The organism is Streptomyces sp. NPDC003635 (genome assembly GCF_053587635.1).
Map to the genome: position 1 here is coordinate 34859 of NZ_JBSFOK010000022.1, position 23696 is coordinate 58554.

The following is a 23696-nucleotide window of genomic DNA, read 5'->3' on the forward strand; positions in this document are numbered from 1 at the left end:
CGGTCGCACAAATGGAAATGAACGGCAAAGGCCCGCGCTGCTACGGTGGCCCGATGTCATCGATCAGGAAATTCCAGGTCACCTTCGACTGCGCGGAACCTGAACGTGTAGCCCGTTTCTGGTGCGAGGTGTTGGGGTATGTCGTGCCGCCGCCACCGAAAGGGTTTGCCACCTGGGACGAATACAAAAGCGCGCAGCCGCCCGAGGAACTGGATTCGTGGTTCGCCTGCGTTGATCCCTCAGGCGTGGGCCCGCGACTGTACTTTCAGCGCGTTCCCGAAGGGAAAGCCGCCAAGAACCGGGTGCATCTCGACGTGCGGGTCGGCACCGGACTGGTGGGAGAAGAACGCCTGGCCACGCTCAAGGCCGAAAGCGAACGACTGATCGCGCTCGGCGCGGTGCTCGTGCAAGTGCTGCCTGCCGACGAGGAGAACGAATCCTGCATCTCGATGCAGGACATCGAGGGCAACGAGTTCTGTGTCGACTGAGCGTTCGCCGGCCGACGACGCAAGAGGGCAGTTGTCCCTGAACAGGGGTGGCGACGGACGGGCCCGCGATGTCGCGGGCCGTGGCCGCCTTGCCTCGGGACGGCGGAGGGCAGTCCTCAGCCGCCCACGTACCAGCTGAATCCGCCATTACTGGCGGCGACGATCAGCAGCACTATCCACAGAACGACGTCGATGACGCCGAGGATGATGCCGGCTTTCGCCATGCCCGCACCGTTCTTCACGGCAGCCTGCCGACGTGCGACGGCGCCGAAAACGATGGCCAAGGGGCCCAGAACGATGTTCAGGAAGAACAGCCCGACGATCCCGCAGCACAGGCTGGCGATTGCCAGACCGTTGGTGCGCGACCTGGGGGCCGCGGCAGAGGAACCACCATAACTCGTCATGGGACACTCCCGATTGTCGGTCGTGCGGACCTGACGGACCGCAGATTCCTTACTGTTGAGTGCCTTTTCCGAATGCCCCGTCGAAGTGTTCCCATGCCTGGGCGTCCAAGGTGCCCTTGATGGGGCGTCAGTTGTGCTGGTGTGATGTGCGGTGCCCATGCTTTCGAGCTGCCGGAGGCCCGTCCATGCACCGACGCCTGTTCGCCGCGCTCGTCTGCGCTGTCCTGCTCGGAGCGGGGACCCAAGCCCAAGCGGGCACCGCGGACGGTGCCGGGGAGGCCGCGAGGAACGCCGACGCACCGCACGCCGCGGACATTCCCCGGATCACGGACGAACGTGGCCGGACGCTGACCCTGCGCGGGTGGAACGTCGAGGACAAGACCCACAGCGGCGAGCAGGCGCTGTCCGCCATCACCGAGCGCCATTTCCGAGATCTCCACGCCAACGGCTTCAACTTCGCCCGGCTGCTGGTGTTCTGGGACGACCTCGAGCCCGAGCGCGGCACGTACAGCGAGAGGTATCTGCGCCGGATCGACCGCGTACTGGACTGGGCCCACAAGTACCGGGTGCGGGTGCTGATCGACGCCCACCAGGACGTGTTCGGGCCGGCCTTCGGCCACCGAGGTGTCCCCGCGTGGGCGACCAGGACGGACGGGCTGCCGTTCACCCCGCACCCCGAGGACTGGTTCGCGGAGTACTTCGAGCCCGCCGTGCAGCGGGCGTTCACGCACCTGTACGAGGACGGCGACCTGCGGCGCGCGCAGGCCGACATGTGGCGGGTCCTGGCAGGGCGCTTCGCCCACCATCCGGCCGTACTAGGCTACGACCTGATCAACGAGCCGATGGGTGAACTGCGCCCCGGCGAGGACCTGCCCGGCGCGGCGGCCCGGATCGAGGCCGAGCAGCTGACCCCGATGTACAACCGGCTGGCGGACGCCGTCCGCTCGGTCGACCGGGACGCCTGGATCTTCTTCGAGCCCACTCCGATCGTGGGCGAGGGCATGCCGACGGCACTGGGCCGCGTCGACGATCCCAAGACGGTGTACGCGCCGCACTTCTACAACACGGCCATGGAGGCCGGGGCCGACTACGACCCGGCCGCGGGCTGGATCGAGGCCTACGAGGCGGCCGTCACCGTCTACCCCCGGCAGTACGGCGTGCCAGTGGTGGTGGGGGAGTGGGGCCCGCTCAACAACGGCCTTCCCAACATGGGCCATTTCTATCGCGACGCGCTCGAGTCCCTGGCCCGCTACACCTCCGGCTGGGCGGGCTATGTCTGGTGCTACGGGGGCGGCTACTGCGCGTTGGACGGCACGGGCGCGCTACGGCCGAACAAGGACCGGACGGCCAGTCCGTACGCAGAAGCCGTCGCCGGAACGGTCACCGCCGAGCACCACACCCCCGAGACCGGCACCTACCACCTTGTCTACCGCGCCGGTCACGGCGTCACCGAGATCCGCGTACCGTCGCGCCCGGGCGGCTGGCGGATCTCGGTCACCGGCCCCGCGACCACACCCACCCCGGTCCTACCGGCCGACCGCTCGGCCATTGCCCGCGTCCACGCACGCCGGGGCGCCGAGGTGACGGTGACGGTCACCCCGCGCTGACTCCTGCGGAGCGAACCCTTGCGGTACGCACGTCAGGGCTGCTGTGGCGGCGCGTTGCTACTCGCTTTCGCGTTCCAGGACGCGCCGGGCCGCCTCGGCCTCCGCCGCGGGCGGTGACAACTCGTCGAGGGTGTCGAGTTCGTCGTCCGCCTCCAGTTCCCGTTCCCAGGCCGCCGCGAGGCGCTCCTGCTCCTGGCGCGGCTTGGCACCGATGGCCTCGCGCTGCTCCGGGTCCAGGGCTGTCAGGAATCGTCCGACCGTGTCCATGACCATGGAGCGCTCCTTGTCGCGAAAGGGAGGGGGCGTGCTCCAGCATGGCCGACCGGTGTCGGGCCGACCGCCCGACACCGCCGGGAGAACACCCCGTTGGCCTCTTGGAACTGCCCCGCAAGTGAGGCCGGCCGTGTTCCTCATCAAACCGTCGGTACAGGCGGGTAAGGGCCGATGCAGCTTCTATGATCATGCCCATGTCGATCTCTTCTCCTCTTCCCGTCCTGCGTGGTCACCGAGGCGCCGTGCTGCGGTGCGACGGCGACGCACTGGTGCTGCGGCGGAGCACCGAGGAAGTGCGGATCCCGTTCGCGGCGATCGGGCGGATCCGCGCGGAGGGGCGAGCCGTCGCCGTCGAACTCACCGCGCTCGGCGGGGCGGTGCCCGCCGTGCACCGGCTGGACGGGGTCAGCGCCGCCTCCGCGCACGTTTTCGCGTCCGCAGTCACCGGCTCTCTACCCCCGCGCGCGCAGGACGCCGAGGCGGTCGACGGCTCGGCGCTGGTCACCGTCGAGGCGGTCACCGAGTCGGTGGGTGAGCGGCGCGCGCGGTGGGCGAAGCGCGGCGGGATCGCCGTCGTCCTCGGGTTCGTCGCACTCGCGGTGGCCATGGGGATCAGCGGCGGGAACGCGGGCAGGTGGGCCGTGGGGGTGATGGTCGCGATCGCGGGACCCTTCGCCGCGGCCATCGCCGCGGTCGGGGTCGGGGGGATGTGGCTCGCATACGAGCAGTGGTACCTGCCCCGATACGGCATCACCGTGGAGGCGGTCCGTGCCTCGGACACCAGCGACCTGCTCGGTAGGTCCGGGAACTACACGTACACGGACACGAGTGGTGCGGTCCGTCGCATATACGTGAAGGGAAGCGCCGCGACCGTGCCGATCTCCTACCACCCGGCGAAACCCGCCACCGCCGCGGTCTGTCACTCCTGGGGCCGCAAGCTCTGGGACACCGTGTTCGCCCTCGGCGTCCTGCTCTTCGGTCTGGCCGTCCTGGCGGGTGTCGTGGTCCTCGTCGTCGGCGCGTTCCAGGGCGTGTACGACGATGCCTCGACCTCACCGTGACGTGGGCGCGGTGAGCCCGGCGCGCCACAGGGGCGGCGGGCTCACCGCGTGCGAGAGCGTCAGCCGATCAGGGCCTGGTTGATCTGCCGGGTGGTCTGCGCGGCGACGCGGGGGCTGACAGCGGCGTAGTAGGTGTACGCGTTCAGTCCGGTGGCCAGCGCCCAGCCGCGCCCTCGCAGCCACGTGGCGTCGTCCACGCCGAGTGTCTCGCGGAAGACGGCTCGGCTCTCGGCCGACATGAGGGTGTAGGCGATCATCAGGTCGCAGGCCGGGTCACCCATGCCCAGTCCCCCGAAATCGATGACGGCGCTGATGCGGCCGTCCACGGTCAGCAGGTTGCCGGTGTGGAAGTCGCCGTGGAACCAGACCGGGGAGCGTCCCCATGCGGGGGCGCTCAGCGCGGCTTCCCACAGTTCGGTCATGGCCGCGGCATCGAACACGCCGTCGACCTCGGCGATGGCGGCCCGTGTCGTCTGGTGGCGGTCGGCCAGCGGGCTACCGGTGAGGTCCTCTTGGCTGTCTGCGGCGGGGATCTCCGCGGGTGTGCATTGCTGCAGTGCGGTGAGGAACTGGGCCAGTTCCGTGGCCGCCCTGGTGGAGTGTTCCAGTGTCTCTACGGTCGCCGCCTCGCCGTCCAGCCAGCGGGAGACCGCCCACGGCCACGGATAGCCGAGGCTGGGCTCGCCCACCTCCACCGGTATCGGGATGGCGAGGGGGAGGTGGGGGGCGAGCCGGGGCAGCCAGTGGGCTTCCTTCCTGGCCTGCCCGATGGCTCCGGCGTGACGGGGCAGCCGGACGGACAGCTCCTCGCCCAGCCGGTGGATCACATGGTCGGAGCCGGCCGGGTCGAGGAGCTTCAGGGGCAGGTCCCGCCACTGCGGGAACTGGGTGTCGACCAGGCGTCGGACCAGAGCCTCGTCGATGTGGGGGCGGGTGTCCGCGGTGGGCTCGGTCGGCAAGGGCGCTCCTGTGGCCGGCCCGCGCTCCGTGCGGCGGGCGCCTGGAGTCATCACAGTGCCTCGCGGTGCCGCCTGTCGACCGAGTTTGCCGCCCGGGCGGCCGCCCGGGCGCCCGTCATGCCACGATCACCGACACCGGCAGCTCCTCGCACACCGTGCGGATTTCGGTGCCGGCGAAGTCGTAGGGGTTGTCGAAGACCACCTCGTCGCGATTGCCGGAGGCGCACCGCAAGACGGCCTTGGCGCCCCCAAGGACCCGTACAACAGCGGCTGTTCGACGCGGTGATGGAGGCCGCGCGCCTTCGCGGCTGACGGGCGTGTGTCCCCAGCGGGGGCCGGTCAGCCCCGTGCCCGCCTCCCGCTGCGCCGCGGGGCGGGCGGAGCGCCGCCCATCAGGGCCGTACGGCGCTCCTCACCCCGCTCCTCGACCTGGAGCACCACGCTGCGCAGCGACTCCGCGAGCCCTCGGCACTCGGAGTCGCTGAGGCGGGCGGTCACGAAGGCCTCTTCCTCGTTGAACTCGGGGAAGAGCCGCTGCATGAGGTCCTCGCCCTCGTCCGTCAGGTTCAGCAGGACCAGGCGGCCGTCGGTGGGGTGGTCGGCGCGGCGCAGCAGCCCGCGTGACTGCAGGGTCCGCACCACGCCCGTCAGCGTGCCCTTGGAGATCCCGGCCTCCTCGGCCACGTGCCGGGTCTCCGACTCGCCCCACACCCACACGACCCACAGCACCACGAACGCCGTCCAGGTCAGGTCCGAGCCGCGCAGCACGGAGTTCTCCAGATGCTGGCGCACCGCCGAGGCGGCCCGGTAGATGTTCGCGACGGCCGCCATCTGCTCCCGGCGGATCGGGATGCCCCCGAGCTTGGCCGAGGCGAGCTTCTCGGCTGCGGTGATCGATCGCTGACCGGGCACGGCGGCTCCTCCAAGGTCGGCGCGGGACCGTGCGGCAGGGGGGCGCCGCATGGTCGTTCGGCCTCAAATTGTACGGACCGGGAGGCGGCTGCCCCGGTCCGCGGATCTCCGCGCCTTGCGGTTCCCGGCCCTGGTGCTCGGGTGCCGAGGCGGAGGTCTCGCTCAAGGGCGGGGCAGGGGGCAGGCGTTACGGCGCCGCCGGCGCGATCATCCCATCGAGCCGGCTGCCTTCCTCGTGCGCTTCCCGCGAGACCAACAGGACTGCGTCACCTGCGCCACCAGGGACGTCAGCCGCCGGCCGCCACTTGGTCCAGGGGCAGCCGCATGACGGTGCCTGAGGTGGGGCCGGAGTTCGTCCGGCGTACGCGGTTGAGTTCGTCAGCGGTCAGGGCCCGGTTCCAGACGCGGACCTCGTCGATGCTGCCCGAGAAGAAGGCCCGGCCGTCCATGCGCTGGCCGATGTGGACGCCGAACGGCGAGGTGTCGCTGACGGATCCGGGCACGTCCGCCCAACTGATCGGCCGGCCGTCGACGAACAGGGTGAGCTGTCCGCCGCCGCGGCGCAGCGCGACATGGTGCCATCGCCCGTCGTTGTAGGCGGTGGTGGTGCTGATGGACGTCGACCAGCGGGACATCGGGCCGCTGCGCACCGTCATCAGGCCGCGCAGCCGGTTGTTCGCCGGTTCGCCGCGCAGCCAGAACTGGGGCTGGGTGGCGCCGATGCCGCCCACCCACAGGAGGGGTTGCTCGCCCGTGGTCCTGGTGTAGCGGAACCACAGGGATGCGGTGAAGTCCGCTGTGTCGAGCGGGAGTTGGGTGCGGTAGGGCAGGCGCACGGCGTCGTCGGTGCCGTCGAAGGCCAGGGCTTTGCCGAAGACGCCGTCCGTGGGAGAGGCGCCGCCCAGGACGCTCGCCGGCCTGGCCGTCGAGGCGCCGTCGGCCGTGGTCGGGTCGGGGCCGCGGCGCGAGGTGAGCCGTTCCTCGTTCAGGCGGGCGAAGCGGATCTCGTCGCGGGCGTCGACGGTGCCGCCCTCGTACATCAGCCCCACCACGCTGCCGCCGATGTGCACCAGGTCGGAGTACCCGGCCCAGTCCCGGCTCACCACGGTGCCGCGGTCCGCGCTCTCCCAGGTGGCGCCGCCGTCGTAGGAGGAGCGGATCATCATGGTCCGGCGGCGGTCGGGATCGCCGGGGCAGGACAGCAGGACGCGGTTGCCCAGTACCAGGATCGAGCCCTGGACCTGCGGTGTGTACAGGCCCGGAAGGCTTTGGAACCGCCCGGTGAAGCTGTCGCCGCCGTCCTGGCTGACGGCCTGGGTGCGATGGCCCAGGTCGGTGCCGTCCTGCTCGCGCCCGCTGACCAGGATGGCGCCGTCGGTGCGCTCGGTGAGGGTGAGTTCGGACGGCTTCTGGCGGAAGGTGCCGTCGGCGGCGACGGGCCAGGAGTCGGTGGCGCCCCGCCGCCAGGTGTCGCCGCCGTCGTCGCTGACCATGAGGGCCGCGTGATTGGCCGTGACGCGGCTGCCGTTCCATGTCTCGGCGTTGACGGTGAAGACCAGGCGGCCGGCTCTGCTGCCGCGGTTGAGCTGGATGCCGTGCACGGGGCCGGTGGCGTACCAGGAGTTCCAGTGCGGGGGCATGATCTGCGCGCTCAGGTCGCGCGGCTCGGACCAGGTGCGGCCGTCGTCGTCGCTGTACTGCAGATGGGGCCTGCGGTCGCAGGGGGCGTCGCAGCTTTCGCCGGTCGCGGACGGCGGGTTGTGGGCCTGGGGGAGCAGGATGCGGCCGGTCCTGCGGTCCACGATCGGAGCCGGGTTGCCGTGCGTGTCACCGCCGCCCTCGCTGACCACCTGGAGCGGTCCCCAGGAGCGGCCACCGTCCGTCGAGCGCTTCAGTACGATGTCGATGTCCCCCGCGTCACCGCAGGTGTCGACGCGGCCCTCGGCGAACGCGAGGAGGGTGCCCTGGGTGGTTCGCACGATCGCCGGGATCCGGAAGCACGCGTAGCCCGGATCCTCGGACGCCCTGAAGATGACCTGCTGCTCGAACAGCGGCGCCGCCTTGCCGGGTTGGGCTTGTGCCGGCCCCGGGAGGATGGCCGCGGTCGCCATGACGCCTACGGTGAGGTTGGCTCTCAGACGTGCGCGTGGCTTCAACGCCATGGACGGCCCTTCATTTTGTGAGTTCACCTGGACATCCCACGTCCAATATATGGTGTTTTATGGCAAGTTAGTGGCAGTGACACAGCGTCGGAATCGCGTGCCGAGAGGTGTCCGACCGTGTGTCAGATTCACCTGGTCAGGACGTGTGAAAGGGAACCGCCGTCCCGATCCAGCGGTGGTAGGCGTCCATGTCGACGTTGCTGCCGCACACGATGGTGACGACGTGTCGGCCGGCGAAGCGGTCACGGTCTTCGAGGACGGCCGCGATGCCGAGTGCGGCCGAGGGTTCGACGACGAGACCCGCGTGCTGGTGGAGCATCCGCATGCCGGCGATGATCGACGCCTCCCGCACCAGGACGGCGTCGTCGGCGACCAGGAGGAGGTCGTCCAGTACGGCCGGGATGGGGTGGCGGCCGGCGACGCCGTCGGCGATGGTGTGGGCCGAGTCGGTGGTGACGACACGTCGTTGGCGCCACGAGTGGGTCAGAGCGGGGGCGCCCAGCGGCTGGACACAGATGACCTCGACCTCGGGCGCGAGGGCCTTCATCACATGGCCCACGCCGGTGGCCAGTGCTCCGCCGCCGAGAGCGATCAGGACGGCGTCGAACCGAGGGGTGGTCTCCGCCAGTTCCAATCCGATGGTCGCCGCGCCCTCGCAGGTCTCGAGGTCCAGGCTGTCTTCGAGCAGCCGGATGCCCTCGTGCCGTGCGATGGCGGCAGCCCGTTCGCGCGCCAGCTCGTGGTCGCCGTCCACCAGTTCCAGCCGGGCGCCCAGCGCGCGGATGCGGTCGAGTTTGGCCGCAGTGGCATGGCGGGAGGCCACGACGGTCACGTCGAGCCCTCGGTGCCGGGCCGACCAGGCGAGGGCTTGGCCGAGGTTGCCCGCGCTGGCGCACACCACCGCCCGGGGGCCGTGATCGGCGAGCAGGCTCGCGACGACCTCGGTGCCGCGGGCCTTGAAGCTGCGGACCGGGTTCGCCGTCTCGAGCTTGATGCTGACCGCGCACCCGAGGCCCGGCTCCAGTGCCTCGCAGCGGTACAGCGGAGTGTCGAGAAAGAGCGGGTCGATCACACGGCGTGCCGCCCGGATCCGAGCGGTGTCGAGGCGTGTCTCCAGCACGGCCCGCAGCCTAGCGGCGCCGACGCCGTCGTCGAGAGTGCGCCGTGCGACCCGGCTGGGACCGGCCATCGCCCAGAGGCTCGCCGTCCGGCTCGGCGGTGGTATCACCGCAGAGCACGGCTCCGGTATCAGCGCGGGGCATGGCTCCGGAGGGCGGGGCGAGCTGCACCGTGACCACTGTCGCGAGGCGCCGGAGCGACCGTGTCCGGTGCCACGGCACCGCCGCCTGCCCGACCGGCCCTGTCCGGTGCCGCGGTAGGGCCGCCGCCCGCGCGTCCGGGCTCAGTCGGGCCATGGGTCGGGAGGGCGGGCACCACGTGCCGACCGCTCCTCAGGGGCGTAGCGTCCAGGTATGGCCGGGGCCCGGGTGTGTGCGGCACTCCCGGACCGCGGCCCGACGGGAGCGGAGGGCATGACCGGTACGGCTGACGCGGCCCCGGACGCCGATGCGCTGGACGCCGTGTTCGCGCAGACAGTGCGCTCGACCGGTGCGTCCATCGCCGCTCTGTACCTGCTCGTACCGGACGGGCAGCTGCTGGGCCTGGACTTGCTCTACGGGGCGCCGCTGGAGTTCGCCGCGCCGTGGTCGAGGGTTCCGCTCGCCGCTCCGGCGCCCGTCGCCGACGCCGTCCGCGAGAACCGCATGGTGTGGGTGAGCGGCCAGGAGGAGATGGCCCGCACCTACCCGCGCACCGCGATCGTGCTGCCCTACCCGCTGGCACTGGCCGCCGCGCCGATCGCCGGGGTGCGCCCGTGGGGCTCCCTGCTGCTGATGTGGCCGGCCACGCGACCGCCGTACATGACCCAACGGGAGCGGGGAAACGTCACCGCCAGTTGCCGACGACTGGCCCGCCTGCTGGAGGAGGCCGCCGAGCGGGGCGCTGCGCCGGGCCCCCGGAAACAGCCGCGCGTCGTCACCACCGGCGCCGGCGACCGCTCCGTGAACCAGGCCACGGCCGCCGCCGACTTCGCCGAGCGCCTGCCCGGCGGGAGCTGCGCCGTGGATCTGGACGGGCGCTTCACCTACGTCAGCGCCGGTGCCTGCGAACTGCTGGGCCGCGACGCGGGCGGACTGCTGGGCACCCGCCCCTGGGAGTCCCTGCGCTGGCTCGACGATCCCTCCGTCGAGGACAGCTACCGGGCCGCGGTGCTCAGCCGCGAGCCCGTGTCGTTCACCGCGTACCGCCCGCCCGACCAGTGGCTGGAATTCCACCTGTATCCGGACGCCAGCGGGATCAGTGCCCGGATCATTCCCAGCGGGGGGCATCCGCCACCCCGACCCGCGCCGCGCCGGTCCACGCGCAGCGCGACGCCCGCCCGCGCCGGCCAGCTGTACCAGCTCACGCATCTGGCCGCCGCGCTGACCGAGGTCGTCGGGGTCCAGGACGTCGTGGATCTGGTCGCCGACCAGATCATGCCCGCCTTCGGCGCCCAGGGCCTGGTGCTGTCCACCGCGAGCGCCGGCCGGCTGATGATCACCGGCCACCGCGGCTACGCGGCCGACACCATCGAGCAACTGGACGGCCTTGCCCTCGACACGTCCTTCACGCCGGCGGGCCAGGTCCTCGCCAGCGGCATCCCGGCCTTCTTCGCGGACGTTGAGGAGATGCGGCGCACCTACCCTGACGCGCCGCTGGTCAGCGGAAAGAAGGCCTGGGCCTTCCTGCCTCTGATCATCTCGGGCAGGCCGGTCGGCGTATGCATCCTGTCCTACGACGGGCCGCACGCCTTCTCGGCCGAGGAACGCGCCGTCATGACCTCGCTCGCCGGGCTCATCGCCCAGGCCTTCGACCGCGCCCGCCTGTACGACACCAAGCACGACCTCGCCCACAGCCTCCAGCAGGCACTGCTCCCGCGCAGCCTGCCCGACATCACCGGGCTGCGGGTGGCCGCCCGCTACCTTCCCGCCACCCGTGGCATGGAGATCGGCGGTGACTTCTACGACGTGCTCCGCCTCGGCGACACCGCCGCGGACGCGGTCATCGGCGACGTCCAGGGCCACAACGCCGCCGCGGCTGCGCTGATGGGCCAGGTGCGTACCGCCGTCCACGCCCACGCGACCCTCGGCACCCCTCCCGACCAGGTCCTGCACCGCACCAACCGGCTGCTCATCGACCTCGCCCCGGAGCTGTTCACGAGCTGCCTCTACGCCCGTCTCGACTTCGCCCGCGGCCAGGCGACCCTCGCCAGCGCCGGCCACCCGCCGCCCCTGTTGCGCCTCCCCGACGGCGACACCCGCCCCGTTCCCCTGGAGCCCGGACCGCTCCTGGGGATCGACCCGGCCGCCGAGTTCGCCGTGACGGAGGTTTCCCTGCCCGAGGGAGCGCTGCTCGCCCTCTACACCGACGGCCTCGTCGAGACACCCGGCGCCGACATCGAGGACGCCATCAACCGGCTCGCCCGCCACCTCGCCGCCTCCGACGACCGCGAACTGGACGCCCTCATCGACAACCTGCTCAGCAAGGCCGACAGCAGCGGGCGGCGCACCGACGACATCGCCCTCCTGGTGCTGCTCCACGACAAGCGCAGCCGCGCCGCCGCGGACGACTTCAACGGCGCCGACTGAGGGAGGGGTGCCGTTCGAGGCCATGTCTATGATCCGCTCATGGACATGCCCGCGCAGGTGCTCGATCTCGGCCGTTTCACCGTCAGGGTGAAAGGGTGGCTCGTCGGCGCGGCGGTAGGGGTCTTCCTGCTCCTGCTCCTGGTGGTGATTCCCGAAGTCTGGCTGCTGCTCGACCGCGCGGAGGTGCTGGGCGCGGCGGCTGACAGTGGTACGCCGTCCGAGTCGGCCGGGGACTCGGTCTACACGAAGCTCTACACGGTGGCATATCTCGGTTCCGTGTCACCGGCGATCACCGGTGTCCTGATGTACCTGCTGTGGCGCGTTCGTCACGAGGTGGAGGAGCGTCTGCCCACCGTCCTCCTCGTCTCGTTGCTCCTGCTGGTGGTCTGTCAGGCGGCGTCCGTGACGGCCGCGTGGGGCGATCAGTACACCGGGGCGGCGATCGGCGAGGAGCTCCAGAGCGCGGGCGTCAGCCTGTGGGGGCGGGACGCCATCGAGCGGGGATGGTACGTGGGGTACGCGGCTCTGGCGGCGGGCGCGGCGGCCTTGTCGTTCGCCTTCTCCCGGCCCCCGCGGCGCCAGACGCGGTGGGTCTGGGGCCTGATGCCGGTCGCGGTGGGTGTTCCCTGGGTCCTGCTCGCGGGCCCGTACCTCTGAACCGTCCCAGGCGGCCACGTCGCCGTCGGCAGTGATCCACGCGACCCGCGCCGGGTGAGCCGTGTCTCACCATGCCGCCGTTGCTATGCAACGAGGTGCATAGGAAGATCGTGCTCATGGCGCTCGAGCACGCGATCCTCGTTTCCCTGCTGGAGAAGCCGGGCTCCGGTTATGAGCTGGCCCGGCGGTTCGAGCGGTCCATCGGCTACTTCTGGACCGCCACCCACCAGCAGATCTACCGCGTGCTCAAGCGCATGGAGAGCGACGGCTGGGTCGACGTGAGGGACGTCCCGCAGTACGGGCGCCCCGACAAGAAGGAGTACTCCGTCGCCCCGCCCGGGCGGGACGCGCTCTCCGCGTGGCTCCATGAGCCGACCGAGCCCGAGAGCGTACGGCACGACCTCGCGGTGAAGGTCCGGGGCGCCGCCTTCGACGACCCGGCCGCCCTGATCAGCGAGGTCGAGCGGCACCGGCAGGCCCACGCCGACCGGCTCGCCCACTACCTCGCGGGCGAGGAGCGCGACTTCGGCGACAACCCGGCGGACGGCGGTCCGCTCGACGCCGAACGCGAGCTCCAGCACGTGGTGCTGCGCGGCGGCATCGCGTACGAGCGGATGATGCTCGCCTGGCTCGACGACGTCCTCGCCACACTCGCCGGCCTCGACGCCGGTCGCTGACCGGCCGGCCGAGGGCCCCCGGACCGGCACCCGCACTCCGACCCACCCCCACCCCCTACCAGCCGAAAGGCGGCACCCATGGCCGACGCGCTGCTCTTCAACCCGCGGACCTACGACCCCGCGCACTTCGACCCGGAGACCCGCAGGCTGCTGCGCGCCACCGTCGACTGGTTCGAGGAGCGGGGCAAGCGCCGGCTGATCGAGGACTACCGCACCCGCGCCTGGCTCGGCGACTTCCTCGCCTTCGCCGCCAAGGAAGGCCTCTTCGCGACCTTCCTCACCCCCGCCTCCGTCGCCGCCGACGGCGAGGCCGACAAGCGCTGGGACACCGCCCGCATAGCCGCCCTCAACGAGATCCTCGGCTTCTACGGCCTCGACTACTGGTACGCCTGGCAGGTCACCATCCTCGGCCTCGGCCCCGTCTGGCAGAGCGAGAACCCCGATGCCCGCGCCCGCGCCGCCGAACTGCTCTCCCAGGGCGAGGTGTTCGCCTTCGGCCTGTCCGAGAAGACCCACGGCGCCGACATCTACTCCACCGACATGCTCCTGGAGCCCGACGGCGACGGCGGCTTCCGCGCCACCGGCTCCAAGTACTACATCGGCAACGGCAACGCGGCCGGCCTCGTCTCCGTCTTCGGCCGCCGCACCGACGTCGAAGGCCCCGACGGCTACGTCTTCTTCGCCGCCGACAGCCGGCACCCGAACTACCACCTGGTCAAGAACGTCGTCGACTCCTCGAAGTACGTCAGCGAGTTCCGCCTCGAGGACTACCCCGTAGCCCCGGCGGACGTCCTGCACACCGGCCGCGCCGCCTTCGACGCCGCCCTCAACACCGTCAACGTCGGCAAGTTCAACCTGTGCACCGCCTCGATCGGCATCTGCGAGCACGCGATGTACGAGGCCGTCACCCACGCGCAGAACCGCATCCTCTACGGCCGCCCCGTCACCGCCTTCCCGCACGTGCGGCGCGAGTTGACCGACGCCTACGTCCGGCTCGTCGGCATGAAGCTGTTCAGTGACCGCGCCGTCGACTACTTCCGCACCGCGGGCCCCGACGACCGCCGCTATCTCCTCTTCAACCCGATGACGAAGATGAAGGTGACGACCGAGGGCGAGAAGGTCATCGACCTGATGTGGGACGTCATCGCCGCCAAGGGCTTCGAGAAGGACAACTACTTCGCGCAGGCGGCCGTCGAGATCCGTGGTCTGCCGAAGCTGGAGGGCACCGTCCACGTCAACCTGGCGCTGATCCTCAAGTTCATGCGCAACCACCTCCTGGACCCGGCCGCCTACGAGCCCGTCCCCACCCGCCTCGACGCGGCCGACGACGACTTCCTCTTCCGGCAGGGTCCGGCCCGCGGCCTCGGCTCGGTGCGCTTCCACGACTGGCGGCCTGCCTTCGACGCCTACGCCCACCTGTCCAACGTCGCCCGCTTCCGCGAACAGGCCGACGCACTGTGCGAGTTCGTCCGCACCGCCGCCCCCGACGAGGAGCAGAGCCGGGACCTCGACCTGCTCCTCGCCGTCGGGCAGCTCTTCGCGCTCGTCGTCCACGGCCAGCTGGTCCTGGAGCAGGCAGCCCTCGCGGGCCTCGACGAGGACGTCCTCGACGAACTCTTCGCCGTCCTCGTCCGGGACTTCTCCGCCCACGCCGTCGAACTGCACGGCAAGGACTCCGCGACCGAGCAGCAGCAGGCCTGGGCACTGGGCGCGGTCCGCCGCCCGGTCGTCGACCCGGCACGCTCGGAGCGCGTCTGGCAGCGCGTGGAGGCTCTGTCGGGGTCGTACGAGATGATGCCCTGAGGCATCGGCCCACGTTCCCGGAGTACGGCGTCCGATGTGCCGTACTCCGGGAATGGTTCTAGCCGTAGGACGTGATCACCACGACCGAGACGAGTGTGCCGGCGGCTGAGCGGCCGAGCCACACCGGCCAGGTGCCGTCGCCCCCGGTGCAGAACGTCACCAGGTCACTTCCGGTGGTCTGGTCGACGGCACGCACGTAGCCGTTGCCGAGGGATTCGCATGCGGTGTGGTCCTCGTAGTGGCGCCTGGCCTTGTCCGACAGCGTCTCCCAGGCCGCGGCGTCCGCGAAGCTGCCGGCCGCACCGTCGGTGCCGAAGCCGTAGGCGTGGCCGTCGAGCAGCAGGCGGGGATCCTCGCCCTCGCTCAGCGCCAACTCCCAGGAGAGAGCGGGCTCGTTCCGGACCACGAGGCGCACGGCGGTTTCCTCGGTGACCGGGAACCGGTCCCCACCGTACTCACCCTCGCCGACGACCACGGCCGCCTCCAGCGGGTACGCGCCGGGGGGAAGGCGCTCGACGAGTTCACGGGGCCTGCGGTCGTGCGGATCCGACACGACCAGGCGCCCTGACGGGATCCGCACCATCGCGATGTGCCGAGGTTCGGCTGTCCGTGTCGCTTCCCACGGCTCCACGGGGAAGGGATTGCCCGGTCGGAAGAGGTCGTTGACCGACAACTCCATTCGCAGGGGCCGCGGCGGGCGCCACAGCGAGGCAGGCTCCACGTCGCGAGGCGTGGCGTCCCCCGGCTCGGGTTCCTCCGACGCCGGGGGCGAGTCGGCCGCCCGGACGCCGAAGTCGGACCGGTCGTGCCACCGCCGCTCCTCCGGCACATCGACCAGGGTATGGAACGAGCCGCCCCTCTCGCCGCGCTCCTCCAGCACCCTCCTCCCGGTGGTACCCGGGAGGAGTTGCACCGTCAGCCGCCAGGCATCCGGCGCCAGGTCCGGCTGCTCCGGTGAGGCGTACCGGCGTTCCGCATACCGCCGCAGGAACATGCGGTCGTCGTCCAGCAACCGCAGGTCGACCTCGTTGGTTCGGCGCCCGCGTTCGTCGTAGGCCCACTGCCCGACGAAACCCTCGCGCCAGGCGACGAGGTGCACCTCCGCGGGGACCGCACGGCCCGGGACCTGGCGCAGCACCACATAGGGGTCCCCGGCTGTGTCCCGTTCCACCGCCTCCGCCCGCGTCAACGGTCGGTACGCGCGCCGGGTTTCGGCGTCCCAGCCCTCGGCGTAGGAAACCGTCACTGTGTGCGTGCTCATGCCCTGCCCCTTCAGTGACCCACGTCGTGGTCGCCGGCTTCGACGAGTCCGCTCTCGTAGGCGAAGATCACGATCTGGATCCGGTCGCGCAGGCCGAGCTTGGCGAGGATGCTCGACACATGCGACTTGACGGTCGCGGCACCGATGAACAGCTCCTCGGCGATCTCCGAGTTGCTCGCACCCCGGGCCACGGCGATGACGACCTCGCGTTCGCGTTCGGTCAGTCGTGGCACGCGGCCCGAAGCCGCGGAGCTGACGACGCGTCGCCCGGCGAACTGGTCGATGAGCCGCCGAGTGATCGAGGGGGCGAGCAGGGCCCCTCCCTCGGCCACGGTGCTCACCGCGACGGCGAGTTGCTCCGGCGGAATGTCCTTGAGGACGAAGGCGCTGGCTCCGACGCGCAACGCCTCGTAGACGTATTCGTCCGGGTCGAAGGTGGTCAGGATCAGTACGCGCACCGGCCAGTCGGCCTCCCGCAGGATCACGGAGGTCGCTTCGAGGCCGTCCATCTCGGGCATGCGGATGTCCATGAGGACCACGTCCGGGCGCTCGCGGCGGGCTGCCTCGATCGCCTCGAGGCCGGTGCCCGCCTCGGCGACGACCTCGATGGCGTCGCTCATCCGCAGGATCATGGTGAAGCCGCGGCGGACCAGCGCCTGGTCGTCGGCGACGACGACGCGGATGGTCACGTGGGCTCCCCTTGGACGGGCAGATAGGCGGTGAGCCGGAACCCGCCGCCGGGGCGCGGCCCCGCGTCGAGGGTGCCGCCGAGCAGGAGGGCCCGCTCCCGCATCCCGACGATGCCGTGGCCGCCCGTGCCCGCGTGGCCGGCGCCGGACACGGACTGGAGGGCGGCGCCCCCGCCGTCGTCGAGGACCACGACGGTGATACCGGGGCCGGTCCGGTCGGGGCGGAGGCGTACTTCGGTGTGCGTGTGCGGTCCGCTGTGCTTGAGGACGTTGGTCAGGGCCTCCTGGACGATGCGGTACACCGAGAGTTCGACGCGGGCCGGGAGGGGGGCGTGGAGGTCGTCGGTGAGCGAGACGTCGAGTCCGGCCTCGCGGACCTGCGCGATGAGCCGGGGCAGATCGGTCAGGCCGGGCTGGGGTCCGAGCCCGTCGCGCTCGGTCTTCGGGCGCAGTACTCCCAGCAGGTGCCGCAGTTCGTCCAGTGCCTGGCGTCCGGCCTCCTCGACCGCGGTCATCGCCTCCAGGGCGCCCTGCGGATCCTCGGCGGCCACCATGCGGGCGGCACCGGCCTGCACGGTCATCATGCTCACCCGGTGCGCCACCACGTCGTGCAGTTCGCGGGCGATGTGGGTGCGCTCCTCGGCGACGATGCGCTGTGCCTCGGCGGCCTGTTCCTGACGGCGCTGGACGGCGCGCTCGGCGCGCAGCCGCAGGCGCCGGCCGATGTACCAGGACCCGCCCATGACCACGTAGCAGAGACTGATCTCCCCCCAGGGGATGGACTGGAGCAGCCCGTCGATCGTGATGGAGACGGTGGCCGCGACGATGCCCAGGGGGCCCCACCGCTTGTCGTCGGTGTGCCGTCCGACGCTGTAGAGGGTGACGAGCACGATGCCGCCGAGAGTGGCGTAGCTGCTGCCCAGCGTGGGGGCCCATGACGCGAGGGCCACGCCCATTGCCACTGTCGGTCTGCGTCGGCGCCAGTAGAGCGCCGCGCCGGCCGCCGAGAAGAGCAGGAGGACCGGCGGGGGGAGGTCAGCGAGCGGGCGGAAGACCAGGCTGTCCGCCGGACCTTCCTCCAGGAACGTCACCGCCAGGAACAGGACGAGGGCGAGGGTGGCGTCCGCGGCTCGCGGCCAACGGACGAAGGGGCCGTGGAACTTGGACGGCACGCTGCGGACCGGCGTCCCGGCAGGCTGTGCCGTGCGGTTCATCGTCGCTCCCTCACAGGGCTTTTGGTGCTCTGACCTCGATCAGCAGGGCGCCACGCGTCGCCATCGTATGCGCGGGCCCGAGACGTCGTCACCCGTCGGCGGGCGGATCCGCCTCTCCGTCTCCAGGGGGAGGCGCCACGTCGTTCTCCCCGCTGCGGGCGGGAGCGCTGAACCCCTCCGGCGGCCGGGGACAGCGGCCGCCCCGGCGCCCACGATGGATGAGCTCACGACTCGTGCCGCCGACGTGCAACGGATTTCGGCGGCGGCTCTCTGACAGGAGCCCACGCAGCCATGAACCGAATCACCCGACGCATCGGCGGGGCGAGCGTCCGCCGGCCGTGGGCCACCATCGCCGCCTGGGGGGTCGCCCTGCTCCTGCTGCTGCCCGTCGCCGCGACGGCCGGCGGTTCGTTCGTCGACGACCTGGTCGCGCCCGGCAGCCAGAGCGAGGAGGCGATGGAGCTGCTCGAAGAGCGCTTCCCGGAGGCGTCCAGGGGGAGCGCCATGGCCGTGTTCGCCGCGCCGGAGGGTCAGCGACTCGACCGTCACCGGCCTGACGTCGACTCGGCGGTCGCACGGATGGCCAAGGTGGAGCAGGTCGCCTCGGTGACCGATCCTTTCCCGGCCGGCACGGTCTCGCCCGACGGGCGGATCGGCTTCGCCGAGATCACCTTCGACGTGCCCGTGATGGACGTCGATCCCGCGAGGATCGAAGCGCTGAGTGAAGCGATCGAACCGCTGCGGCAGGACGGCGTCGTCGCTGAACTGGGCGGCGACGCCGTCTTCATCAACGCCGAGACACCCACCTCCGGGGCGGAGGCGGCCGGTCTGCTGACCGCGCTGATCATCCTGGTGGTCGTGTTCGGCACGCTCGTCGCCGCGCTGGTGCCGATCGCGCTCGCCCTGGTGGCCGTCGCCGCGGGTCTGGGCAGCGTCAGCTTGCTGGCCAACGCCCTGGACGTCTCCACCGCCGCCCCCACCATCGGCGCCATGATCGGCCTGGGCGTCGGCATCGACTACGCCCTGTTCATCGTGGCCCGCTACCGCGAGAACCACGACGCCGGGCAGGACAATCCCACCGCCCTGTCGCACGCCATGGCATCCGCGGGCGCGGCCGTGCTCTTCGCCGGCGGCACGGTCATCCTGGCCATGGCCGCCCTCGCCCTGACCGGCCTGGGCTTCCTCACCTCGATCGGCCTGAGCGCCTCGCTGGTCGTCCTCTTCGCCGTCGCGACCGCGCTCACCCTTCTGCCGGCCCTGCTGTTTCTGCTGGGCGACCGCATCCACAAGCGCCGACGCCTCGGCCGTAAGGGCACCACGAGGGCCGAGGACACCGCATGGTGGCGTTTCGCCCATCGGGTGTCCGGCAGGCCCTGGCCGTACCTGCTCGTCGCCTCGGCAGCGCTCCTGGCGCTGGCGGCGCCCGCGCTGCGGATGGAGACGGGCTTCCCCGACGCGGGCAACGACGCCACCACCACGACCCACCGCCGCGCCTACGACCTGCTGACCGAGGGATTCGGTCCCGGTGTGAACTCCCCGCTCCTGGTCGTCGCCGACCTGCGCGCTCCCGGCGCGGACGCCGAGGACATCCCCGCGCTGGCGCAGCGCATCGCCGCCGACCCCGGCATCGCGAGCGTCGGCGAGCCCCGGACGTCCGCGGCGGGCGACACCGTGGTGCTGCCCACCCTCCCCATCACCGCACCCGCGGACGCCGAGACCTCCGCGACGCTGGAGCGCGTCCGCGACCTCGTCCCGGACAACGTCGCCGTGTCCGGCACGACCGCCATGACGGACGACCTCACGCGGCAACTCAGCGACACCCTGCCGGTGTTCGTCGGCGCGATCCTCCTGTCGTCCTTCCTGCTGCTGATGCTGGTCTTCCGCTCCGTCGTGATACCGCTGAAGGCCGCCGTGGTGAACCTGCTGTCCATCGGCGGGGCGTACGGCGTCGTGGTCGCCGTTTTCCAGTGGGGCTGGCTCGGAGCCCTGTTCAACCTCGACGGGACTTTCCTGATCGCCTCACCCCTGCCGACGATTTTCTTCGCGGTCCTGTTCGGACTCTCCATGGATTACGAGGTGTTCCTGCTGTCGCGGGTGCGCGAGGAGTACGACGCCACGGGAGACAACACCGAGTCGGTGGCGCGCGGCATCGCGGCCACGGGCCGGGTGATCACCTCCGCCGCGCTCATCATGACGGCCGTGTTCCTCAGCTTCGTCGCCAACCCCTCACCCCTGGTCAAGATGATGGGCCTCGGGCTGGCGACGGCGATCGTGCTCGACGCGACGATCGTCCGGATGGTGCTCGTCCCCGCCGTCATGGCGATCATGGCCAACGCCACCTGGTGGCTGCCCGGCTGGCTCGAGCGCAGGCTGCCCCGCGTCAGCGTGGAGACCGTCGACGCGCGGCCCGGCCACGAGCCGGTACTCGCCCGCGTCTCCGGTCGCGGCTGACTGGTCACGTCGACGCCGGAACTGAATTTCGTGAATTCGGTGCCGTAGGTGGTGTGCGGCGGCTGATCCGGGGTACGCGCGAAACTGCCGGTCGCTGGACCGGCTGTCCGGGAGTGCCGAATGGGAGGGGTGTGTGATGGTTTCGACGACCGTGCAGGCTGGTGAGCGGACCACGGACGTCTTGGAGGGTGTGGAGGCGTCGCAGGTGGCACCCCGGGACGCGCGCGAGCTGTCGAGGCTGTTCTTCGACCGACTGGCGGTGCTGGAGGAGGGGACGGAGGAGTTCCAGCACGCCCGGAACACACTGATCGAGATGAACATGTCCCTGGTCCGCTACGCGGCGGGCCGGTTCCGCAGCCGTGGGCCGCAGGAGATGGAGGACATCGTCCAGGTCGGCATGATCGGCCTGATCAAGGCGATCGACCGGTTCGAGATCTCCCGTGAGGTCGAGTTCACCTCCTTCGCTGTGCCCTACATCGTGGGTGAGATCAAGCGGTTCTTCCGTGACACGTCGTGGGCGGTGCATGTGCCGCGGCGGCTGCAGGAGGCGCGGGTGGAGCTGGCCCGCGCGACCGACGAACTGCGCAGCCGGCTGGGCCGTACCCCCACCACCAGGGAGCTGTCGGAGCTGATGAGCCTGCCCGAGGAGGAGATCGTCGAGGCTCGGCTGGCGTCCAACGCCTACACCTCCGCCTCCCTGGACGCCACCATCGGCAACAGCGAGGACGGCGAGACGGCGCTGCAGGACTTCATCGGGGCCGAGGACACCGCCCTCGGCCTGGTCGAGGACCTGCACGCGCTCGCGCCGATGATCGCCGAACTCGACGAACGCGACCGCAAGATCCTCCACTGGCGTTTCGTGGACGAACTGACACAGGCTCAGATCGCCGAGCGTCTGGGCATCTCCCAGATGCACGTGTCGCGTCTCCTCACGCGCCTGCTGAAGCGCCTGCGCGAAGGCATGCTGAGCACCCGCTGACCCCTCACCGCCGCCGGGGCCCCCACGGCGCGCGTACGCCCACCGTCCGCGATCAACGCGGCCGGTGGGCGTTTCGTTGCCCGTGGCTCGCGTGCGGCGCATGGTGTGCGGTGGTCATCAGGCCCGACGACGCACGACCAGGCTCTCCACCCCGTACGACAACTCGTCCACCGAGTCGTCGGGCCGCGGATGGTAACGGCCGGCGCAAACGGACAGGTTGACGATGAGGGAAGCGTGCCAGCCGGACCCGACGCCGCGGCCGTCGGCGAAGACCTCCTTACCGTTCAGCAGCCAGATGACACTCCTCCTGCCGAACGTCACGCTCAGACTGATCACGCCGCCGGGGGAGACGGCGCCGTCCCGGACGTAACTGCTGCTGCGACGCACGTGGTTGGTGAACTCCAGCAGGTCCGGGTTGTCGGGGTGGTACTCGAAGACATCAACCTCGTTGCCGCCGTCGCGCCACGTCCAGATCGCCGGCCAGGCACCCACCTCGACCGGCAACCGCACTCTGGTATCCAGCCGGTCGCCAGTGCGCACCATGAATCCCTCCTCACTCTCCTCGGTCGTGAGCAGGCCGGCGTCCCACAGCCCGTCGGGCCGACGAGTGGCGCGGAAGGCGCCGTCCCGGCAGTAAGCGGGATCCTGGGTGAGATGGTCGAGCTTGTCGTCGCCCGGGTTGGTGGGGCCCCCGTCCGGATAGGCCCAGGAGCGCCCGGCGACCCACTGCAGTTCGGAAGCGAAATCCGCGACGAACACGACATCACTCACGCCCAGGCTCCCTCTTGCCGATCGTTGCGCACCCGCTGACGGGGTGATCCCCGGAGCGGTGCGCGTCATGCCGAGTCCTGGGAGGCCGGCCCGCCTTTTCACGCGAACGGGTCATGCCTGCGGGCCTGTACGACGAGGTCCCGAACGCTGACGATCAACGGACGTAGGCAGCCGGACCGAACGACACAGATCGCCGTGAGCCAAAATCTCACTTGACGGAGCTTGGGTCCGCTCACCTTCCAGGCCCCTGCGAGCCCGGTTGCGGACGGACGGGTCCGGCAGAACTGGTCCTGGATCCGGAGGCATTCATGGCCGAAGCGGCCCAGTCCGCACGGCCGGCCGAGCAGCCCGACATCGACGGGGCGATCCTTGGATCCGGGCTCGCCGGGACTGCTCTGGCGGCAGTCCCGGCACGCGGCGGCGCGAGGCCGGCACGTGCCGCCCCGAGGGGGTCACGGGGTCACGAGGTCACGCGGAGGATCAGGTCGTAGTCGGGGCCGCTGCGGCCGTTGGTGAGCACCCACAGCGAGCCGTCCGGGGCCTCCGTCACGAGCCGCAGCCGGCCGTACTGACCGGTCAGCAGTTGCTCGGGCTGTGAGCCGTCGGTGGCGATCCGGTACAGCCGCTCCCCACGCAGACAGGCGACCCAGATCCGGCCGTCATGGAACGTCATCCCACTGGGCGAGGCGTCCTCGGGCTTCCAGGTCGCTATCGGGTCCGTGAAGTCGGGCCCCCCACCGGAGCCTTCCACCTCGGGCCAGCCGTAGTTCGCGCCGGGCTCGACCCGGTTCAGCTCGTCGAGGTTGTGGTGGCCGAACTCGGAGGCGTAGAGCCTGCCCTTGTCGTCCCAGGCGAGCCCCTGCGGGTCGCGCCATCCCCAGCTGTACACGGGTGAGCCCTTGATCGGGTTCCCCGGGGCGGGCTCGCCCTCCGGCGTGACGCGCAGGATCTTGCCACCCAGGTCGTCGCGGTCCTGCGCCTTGGAACGGACGTCTGCTTCCCCGGTGGTCACATACAGCATCCCGTCCGGGCCGAACCTGATCCGCCCGCCGTTGTGGATCTCGCCGCTGGGGATGCCGGTGAGGATCGGCTCGGGCGGAGCCGACGAGTCCAGCCGCAGCCGGCTCACCCGGCTGTCCCTGGCGGTGGTGTAGTAGACGTACACCCAGCGGTCCTGTTCGTAGGAGGGGGAGACCGCGACCCCCTGCAGTCCGGCCTGGCGGGCCGGCTCCGCGAGGTCCTCGATCGTCCGGACCTCGGAGAGCTTTCCGTCCGGGGCGACCTTCCGCAGGCGGCCGCTCTCCCGCTCGGTGACCAGCGCTGACCCGTCGGGAAGGAACGCCAGGTCGAAGGGAAGCCGCAGCCCCTTCGCGACCGGCTCCACGGACGCCGGGTTCGCCTCCGGCGCGTCGTGGACGGTCGGTCGGGCCCACCAGCCGAAGTAGGAACCGTAGGAGTAGATCCCCATGGCCGCGCCCGCCACCAGCAGACCGGCCAAGCCAAGTACGCGTACTCGTCGCCGTCGCACGCGGTGATCCTAGGAATCGCGTCGACGGGGCTTCCACTGCGCAACGGTGACCGTTGCCTGAAGAGTTGACTGTCAGGACAGTGCGGGGACGGGAACCGCGCCAGGCTGCTGGAA

20 protein-coding genes are annotated in these 23696 nt (G+C 71.0%); 9 read left to right on the top strand and 11 right to left on the bottom strand.

Annotated features, from left to right (window positions below; translation table 11 throughout):
* The first annotated feature begins 53 nt into the window (after positions 1 to 53).
* Positions 54 to 488, top strand: a complete 435-nt coding sequence (locus ACWDRW_RS21405; protein ID WP_451725334.1) for a VOC family protein — start codon at positions 54 to 56, stop codon at positions 486 to 488.
* A 116-nt stretch (positions 489 to 604) separates the two neighbouring features.
* On the opposite strand, the gene ACWDRW_RS21410 is transcribed toward ACWDRW_RS21405, so the two are convergent.
* Complete coding sequence (locus tag ACWDRW_RS21410; RefSeq protein ID WP_451725336.1) at positions 605 to 892, bottom strand: DUF4190 domain-containing protein; 288 nt, start codon at positions 890 to 892, stop codon at positions 605 to 607.
* A 185-nt stretch (positions 893 to 1077) separates the two neighbouring features.
* Between ACWDRW_RS21410 and ACWDRW_RS21415 the strand changes: the two genes are divergently transcribed.
* The gene (locus ACWDRW_RS21415) at positions 1078 to 2499 is read left to right on the top strand and encodes a cellulase family glycosylhydrolase (RefSeq protein ID WP_451725337.1); all 1422 of its coding nucleotides are present in this window, start codon (positions 1078 to 1080) and stop codon (positions 2497 to 2499) included.
* 57 nt (positions 2500 to 2556) lie between these two features.
* Here the strand turns inward: ACWDRW_RS21415 and ACWDRW_RS21420 are convergent, their stop codons facing one another.
* Entirely contained in the window at positions 2557 to 2772 is a 216-nt protein-coding gene (locus ACWDRW_RS21420) for a hypothetical protein (protein WP_451725338.1), read from the bottom strand.
* Between the two features lie 194 nt (positions 2773 to 2966).
* On the opposite strand from ACWDRW_RS21420, the gene ACWDRW_RS21425 reads away from it, so the two are divergent.
* Positions 2967 to 3833 (top strand): hypothetical protein, encoded by an 867-nt coding sequence (locus tag ACWDRW_RS21425; protein WP_451725340.1) that lies wholly within the window; start codon positions 2967 to 2969, stop codon positions 3831 to 3833.
* Between the two features lie 59 nt (positions 3834 to 3892).
* Here the strand turns inward: ACWDRW_RS21425 and ACWDRW_RS21430 are convergent, their stop codons facing one another.
* The 4 genes from ACWDRW_RS21430 to ACWDRW_RS21445 form a co-directional block, all read right to left on the bottom strand.
* Complete coding sequence (locus tag ACWDRW_RS21430; RefSeq protein WP_451725341.1) at positions 3893 to 4792, bottom strand: aminoglycoside phosphotransferase family protein; 900 nt, start codon at positions 4790 to 4792, stop codon at positions 3893 to 3895.
* A 339-nt stretch (positions 4793 to 5131) separates the two neighbouring features.
* On the bottom strand, positions 5132 to 5704 hold the full coding sequence (locus tag ACWDRW_RS21435) for a MarR family winged helix-turn-helix transcriptional regulator (RefSeq protein WP_451725342.1): 573 nt from the start codon (positions 5702 to 5704) through the stop codon (positions 5132 to 5134).
* 287 nt (positions 5705 to 5991) lie between these two features.
* Positions 5992 to 7815 carry a LamG-like jellyroll fold domain-containing protein gene (locus tag ACWDRW_RS21440; RefSeq protein ID WP_451725344.1) on the bottom strand — a complete coding sequence of 608 codons (1824 nt, stop codon included), beginning with the start codon at positions 7813 to 7815 and terminating at the stop codon, positions 5992 to 5994.
* A gap of 187 nt (positions 7816 to 8002) precedes the next feature.
* Complete coding sequence (locus tag ACWDRW_RS21445; RefSeq protein ID WP_451725445.1) at positions 8003 to 8986, bottom strand: threonine ammonia-lyase; 984 nt, start codon at positions 8984 to 8986, stop codon at positions 8003 to 8005.
* Positions 8987 to 9398: 412 nt separating this feature from the next.
* Between ACWDRW_RS21445 and ACWDRW_RS21450 the strand changes: the two genes are divergently transcribed.
* From ACWDRW_RS21450 to ACWDRW_RS21465, 4 genes are all read left to right on the top strand, one after another.
* Positions 9399 to 11552 (top strand): SpoIIE family protein phosphatase, encoded by a 2154-nt coding sequence (locus tag ACWDRW_RS21450; RefSeq protein WP_451725346.1) that lies wholly within the window; start codon positions 9399 to 9401, stop codon positions 11550 to 11552.
* A 39-nt stretch (positions 11553 to 11591) separates the two neighbouring features.
* Entirely contained in the window at positions 11592 to 12209 is a 618-nt protein-coding gene (locus ACWDRW_RS21455; RefSeq protein ID WP_451725347.1) for a hypothetical protein, read from the top strand.
* 116 nt (positions 12210 to 12325) lie between these two features.
* A complete protein-coding gene (locus ACWDRW_RS21460) occupies positions 12326 to 12886 on the top strand; it encodes a PadR family transcriptional regulator (RefSeq protein WP_451725348.1) in 561 nt (186 codons plus the stop codon).
* A 78-nt stretch (positions 12887 to 12964) separates the two neighbouring features.
* Positions 12965 to 14689, top strand: a complete 1725-nt coding sequence (locus ACWDRW_RS21465) for an acyl-CoA dehydrogenase family protein (protein ID WP_451725349.1) — start codon at positions 12965 to 12967, stop codon at positions 14687 to 14689.
* A gap of 58 nt (positions 14690 to 14747) precedes the next feature.
* Here ACWDRW_RS21465 and ACWDRW_RS21470 read toward each other — a convergent pair whose 3' ends face one another.
* From ACWDRW_RS21470 to ACWDRW_RS21480, 3 genes are read right to left on the bottom strand one after another with little or no spacing between them, the layout of a single operon-like run.
* Positions 14748 to 15950 carry a DUF4241 domain-containing protein gene (locus tag ACWDRW_RS21470; RefSeq protein ID WP_451725350.1) on the bottom strand — a complete coding sequence of 401 codons (1203 nt, stop codon included), beginning with the start codon at positions 15948 to 15950 and terminating at the stop codon, positions 14748 to 14750.
* Positions 15951 to 15961: 11 nt separating this feature from the next.
* A complete protein-coding gene (locus tag ACWDRW_RS21475; RefSeq protein WP_451725352.1) occupies positions 15962 to 16639 on the bottom strand; it encodes a response regulator in 678 nt (225 codons plus the stop codon).
* Positions 16636 to 17853, bottom strand: a complete 1218-nt coding sequence (locus ACWDRW_RS21480) for a sensor histidine kinase (RefSeq protein ID WP_451725354.1) — start codon at positions 17851 to 17853, stop codon at positions 16636 to 16638. Before ACWDRW_RS21480 ends, ACWDRW_RS21475 begins: the two co-directional genes overlap by 4 nt.
* Before the next feature lie 291 nt (positions 17854 to 18144).
* Here ACWDRW_RS21480 and ACWDRW_RS21485 point away from each other — a divergent pair, with 291 nt between their 5' ends.
* Positions 18145 to 20304 (top strand): MMPL family transporter, encoded by a 2160-nt coding sequence (locus tag ACWDRW_RS21485; protein ID WP_451725356.1) that lies wholly within the window; start codon positions 18145 to 18147, stop codon positions 20302 to 20304.
* A 136-nt stretch (positions 20305 to 20440) separates the two neighbouring features.
* Positions 20441 to 21283, top strand: a complete 843-nt coding sequence (locus tag ACWDRW_RS21490; RefSeq protein ID WP_451725357.1) for a SigB/SigF/SigG family RNA polymerase sigma factor — start codon at positions 20441 to 20443, stop codon at positions 21281 to 21283.
* A gap of 117 nt (positions 21284 to 21400) precedes the next feature.
* On the opposite strand, the gene ACWDRW_RS21495 is transcribed toward ACWDRW_RS21490, so the two are convergent.
* Complete coding sequence (locus ACWDRW_RS21495) at positions 21401 to 22054, bottom strand: beta-glucanase (RefSeq protein WP_451725447.1); 654 nt, start codon at positions 22052 to 22054, stop codon at positions 21401 to 21403.
* Between the two features lie 460 nt (positions 22055 to 22514).
* Entirely contained in the window at positions 22515 to 23582 is a 1068-nt protein-coding gene (locus ACWDRW_RS21500; RefSeq protein WP_451725358.1) for a PQQ-dependent sugar dehydrogenase, read from the bottom strand.
* Positions 23583 to 23696 lie beyond the last annotated feature (114 nt).

Bases quoted from the DNA above. Each gene is read 5' to 3' on its own strand.
- ACWDRW_RS21465 (WP_451725349.1), top strand. From the start codon at position 12,965: ATGGCCGACGCGCTGCTCTTCAACCCGCGGACCTACGACCCCGCGCAC.
- ACWDRW_RS21405 (WP_451725334.1), top strand. From the start codon at position 54: ATGTCATCGATCAGGAAATTCCAGGTCACCTTCGACTGCGCGGAACCT.
- ACWDRW_RS21455 (WP_451725347.1), top strand. From the start codon at position 11,592: ATGGACATGCCCGCGCAGGTGCTCGATCTCGGCCGTTTCACCGTCAGG.
- ACWDRW_RS21415 (WP_451725337.1), top strand. From the start codon at position 1,078: ATGCACCGACGCCTGTTCGCCGCGCTCGTCTGCGCTGTCCTGCTCGGA.
- ACWDRW_RS21440 (WP_451725344.1), bottom strand. From the start codon at position 7,815: ATGGCGACCGCGGCCATCCTCCCGGGGCCGGCACAAGCCCAACCCGGC.
- ACWDRW_RS21420 (WP_451725338.1), bottom strand. From the start codon at position 2,772: ATGGTCATGGACACGGTCGGACGATTCCTGACAGCCCTGGACCCGGAG.
- ACWDRW_RS21410 (WP_451725336.1), bottom strand. From the start codon at position 892: ATGACGAGTTATGGTGGTTCCTCTGCCGCGGCCCCCAGGTCGCGCACC.
- ACWDRW_RS21470 (WP_451725350.1), bottom strand. From the start codon at position 15,950: ATGAGCACGCACACAGTGACGGTTTCCTACGCCGAGGGCTGGGACGCC.
- ACWDRW_RS21480 (WP_451725354.1), bottom strand. From the start codon at position 17,853: ATGAACCGCACGGCACAGCCTGCCGGGACGCCGGTCCGCAGCGTGCCG.
- ACWDRW_RS21485 (WP_451725356.1), top strand. From the start codon at position 18,145: ATGAACCGAATCACCCGACGCATCGGCGGGGCGAGCGTCCGCCGGCCG.
- ACWDRW_RS21425 (WP_451725340.1), top strand. From the start codon at position 2,967: ATGTCGATCTCTTCTCCTCTTCCCGTCCTGCGTGGTCACCGAGGCGCC.
- ACWDRW_RS21490 (WP_451725357.1), top strand. From the start codon at position 20,441: ATGGTTTCGACGACCGTGCAGGCTGGTGAGCGGACCACGGACGTCTTG.
- ACWDRW_RS21460 (WP_451725348.1), top strand. From the start codon at position 12,326: ATGGCGCTCGAGCACGCGATCCTCGTTTCCCTGCTGGAGAAGCCGGGC.
- ACWDRW_RS21450 (WP_451725346.1), top strand. From the start codon at position 9,399: ATGACCGGTACGGCTGACGCGGCCCCGGACGCCGATGCGCTGGACGCC.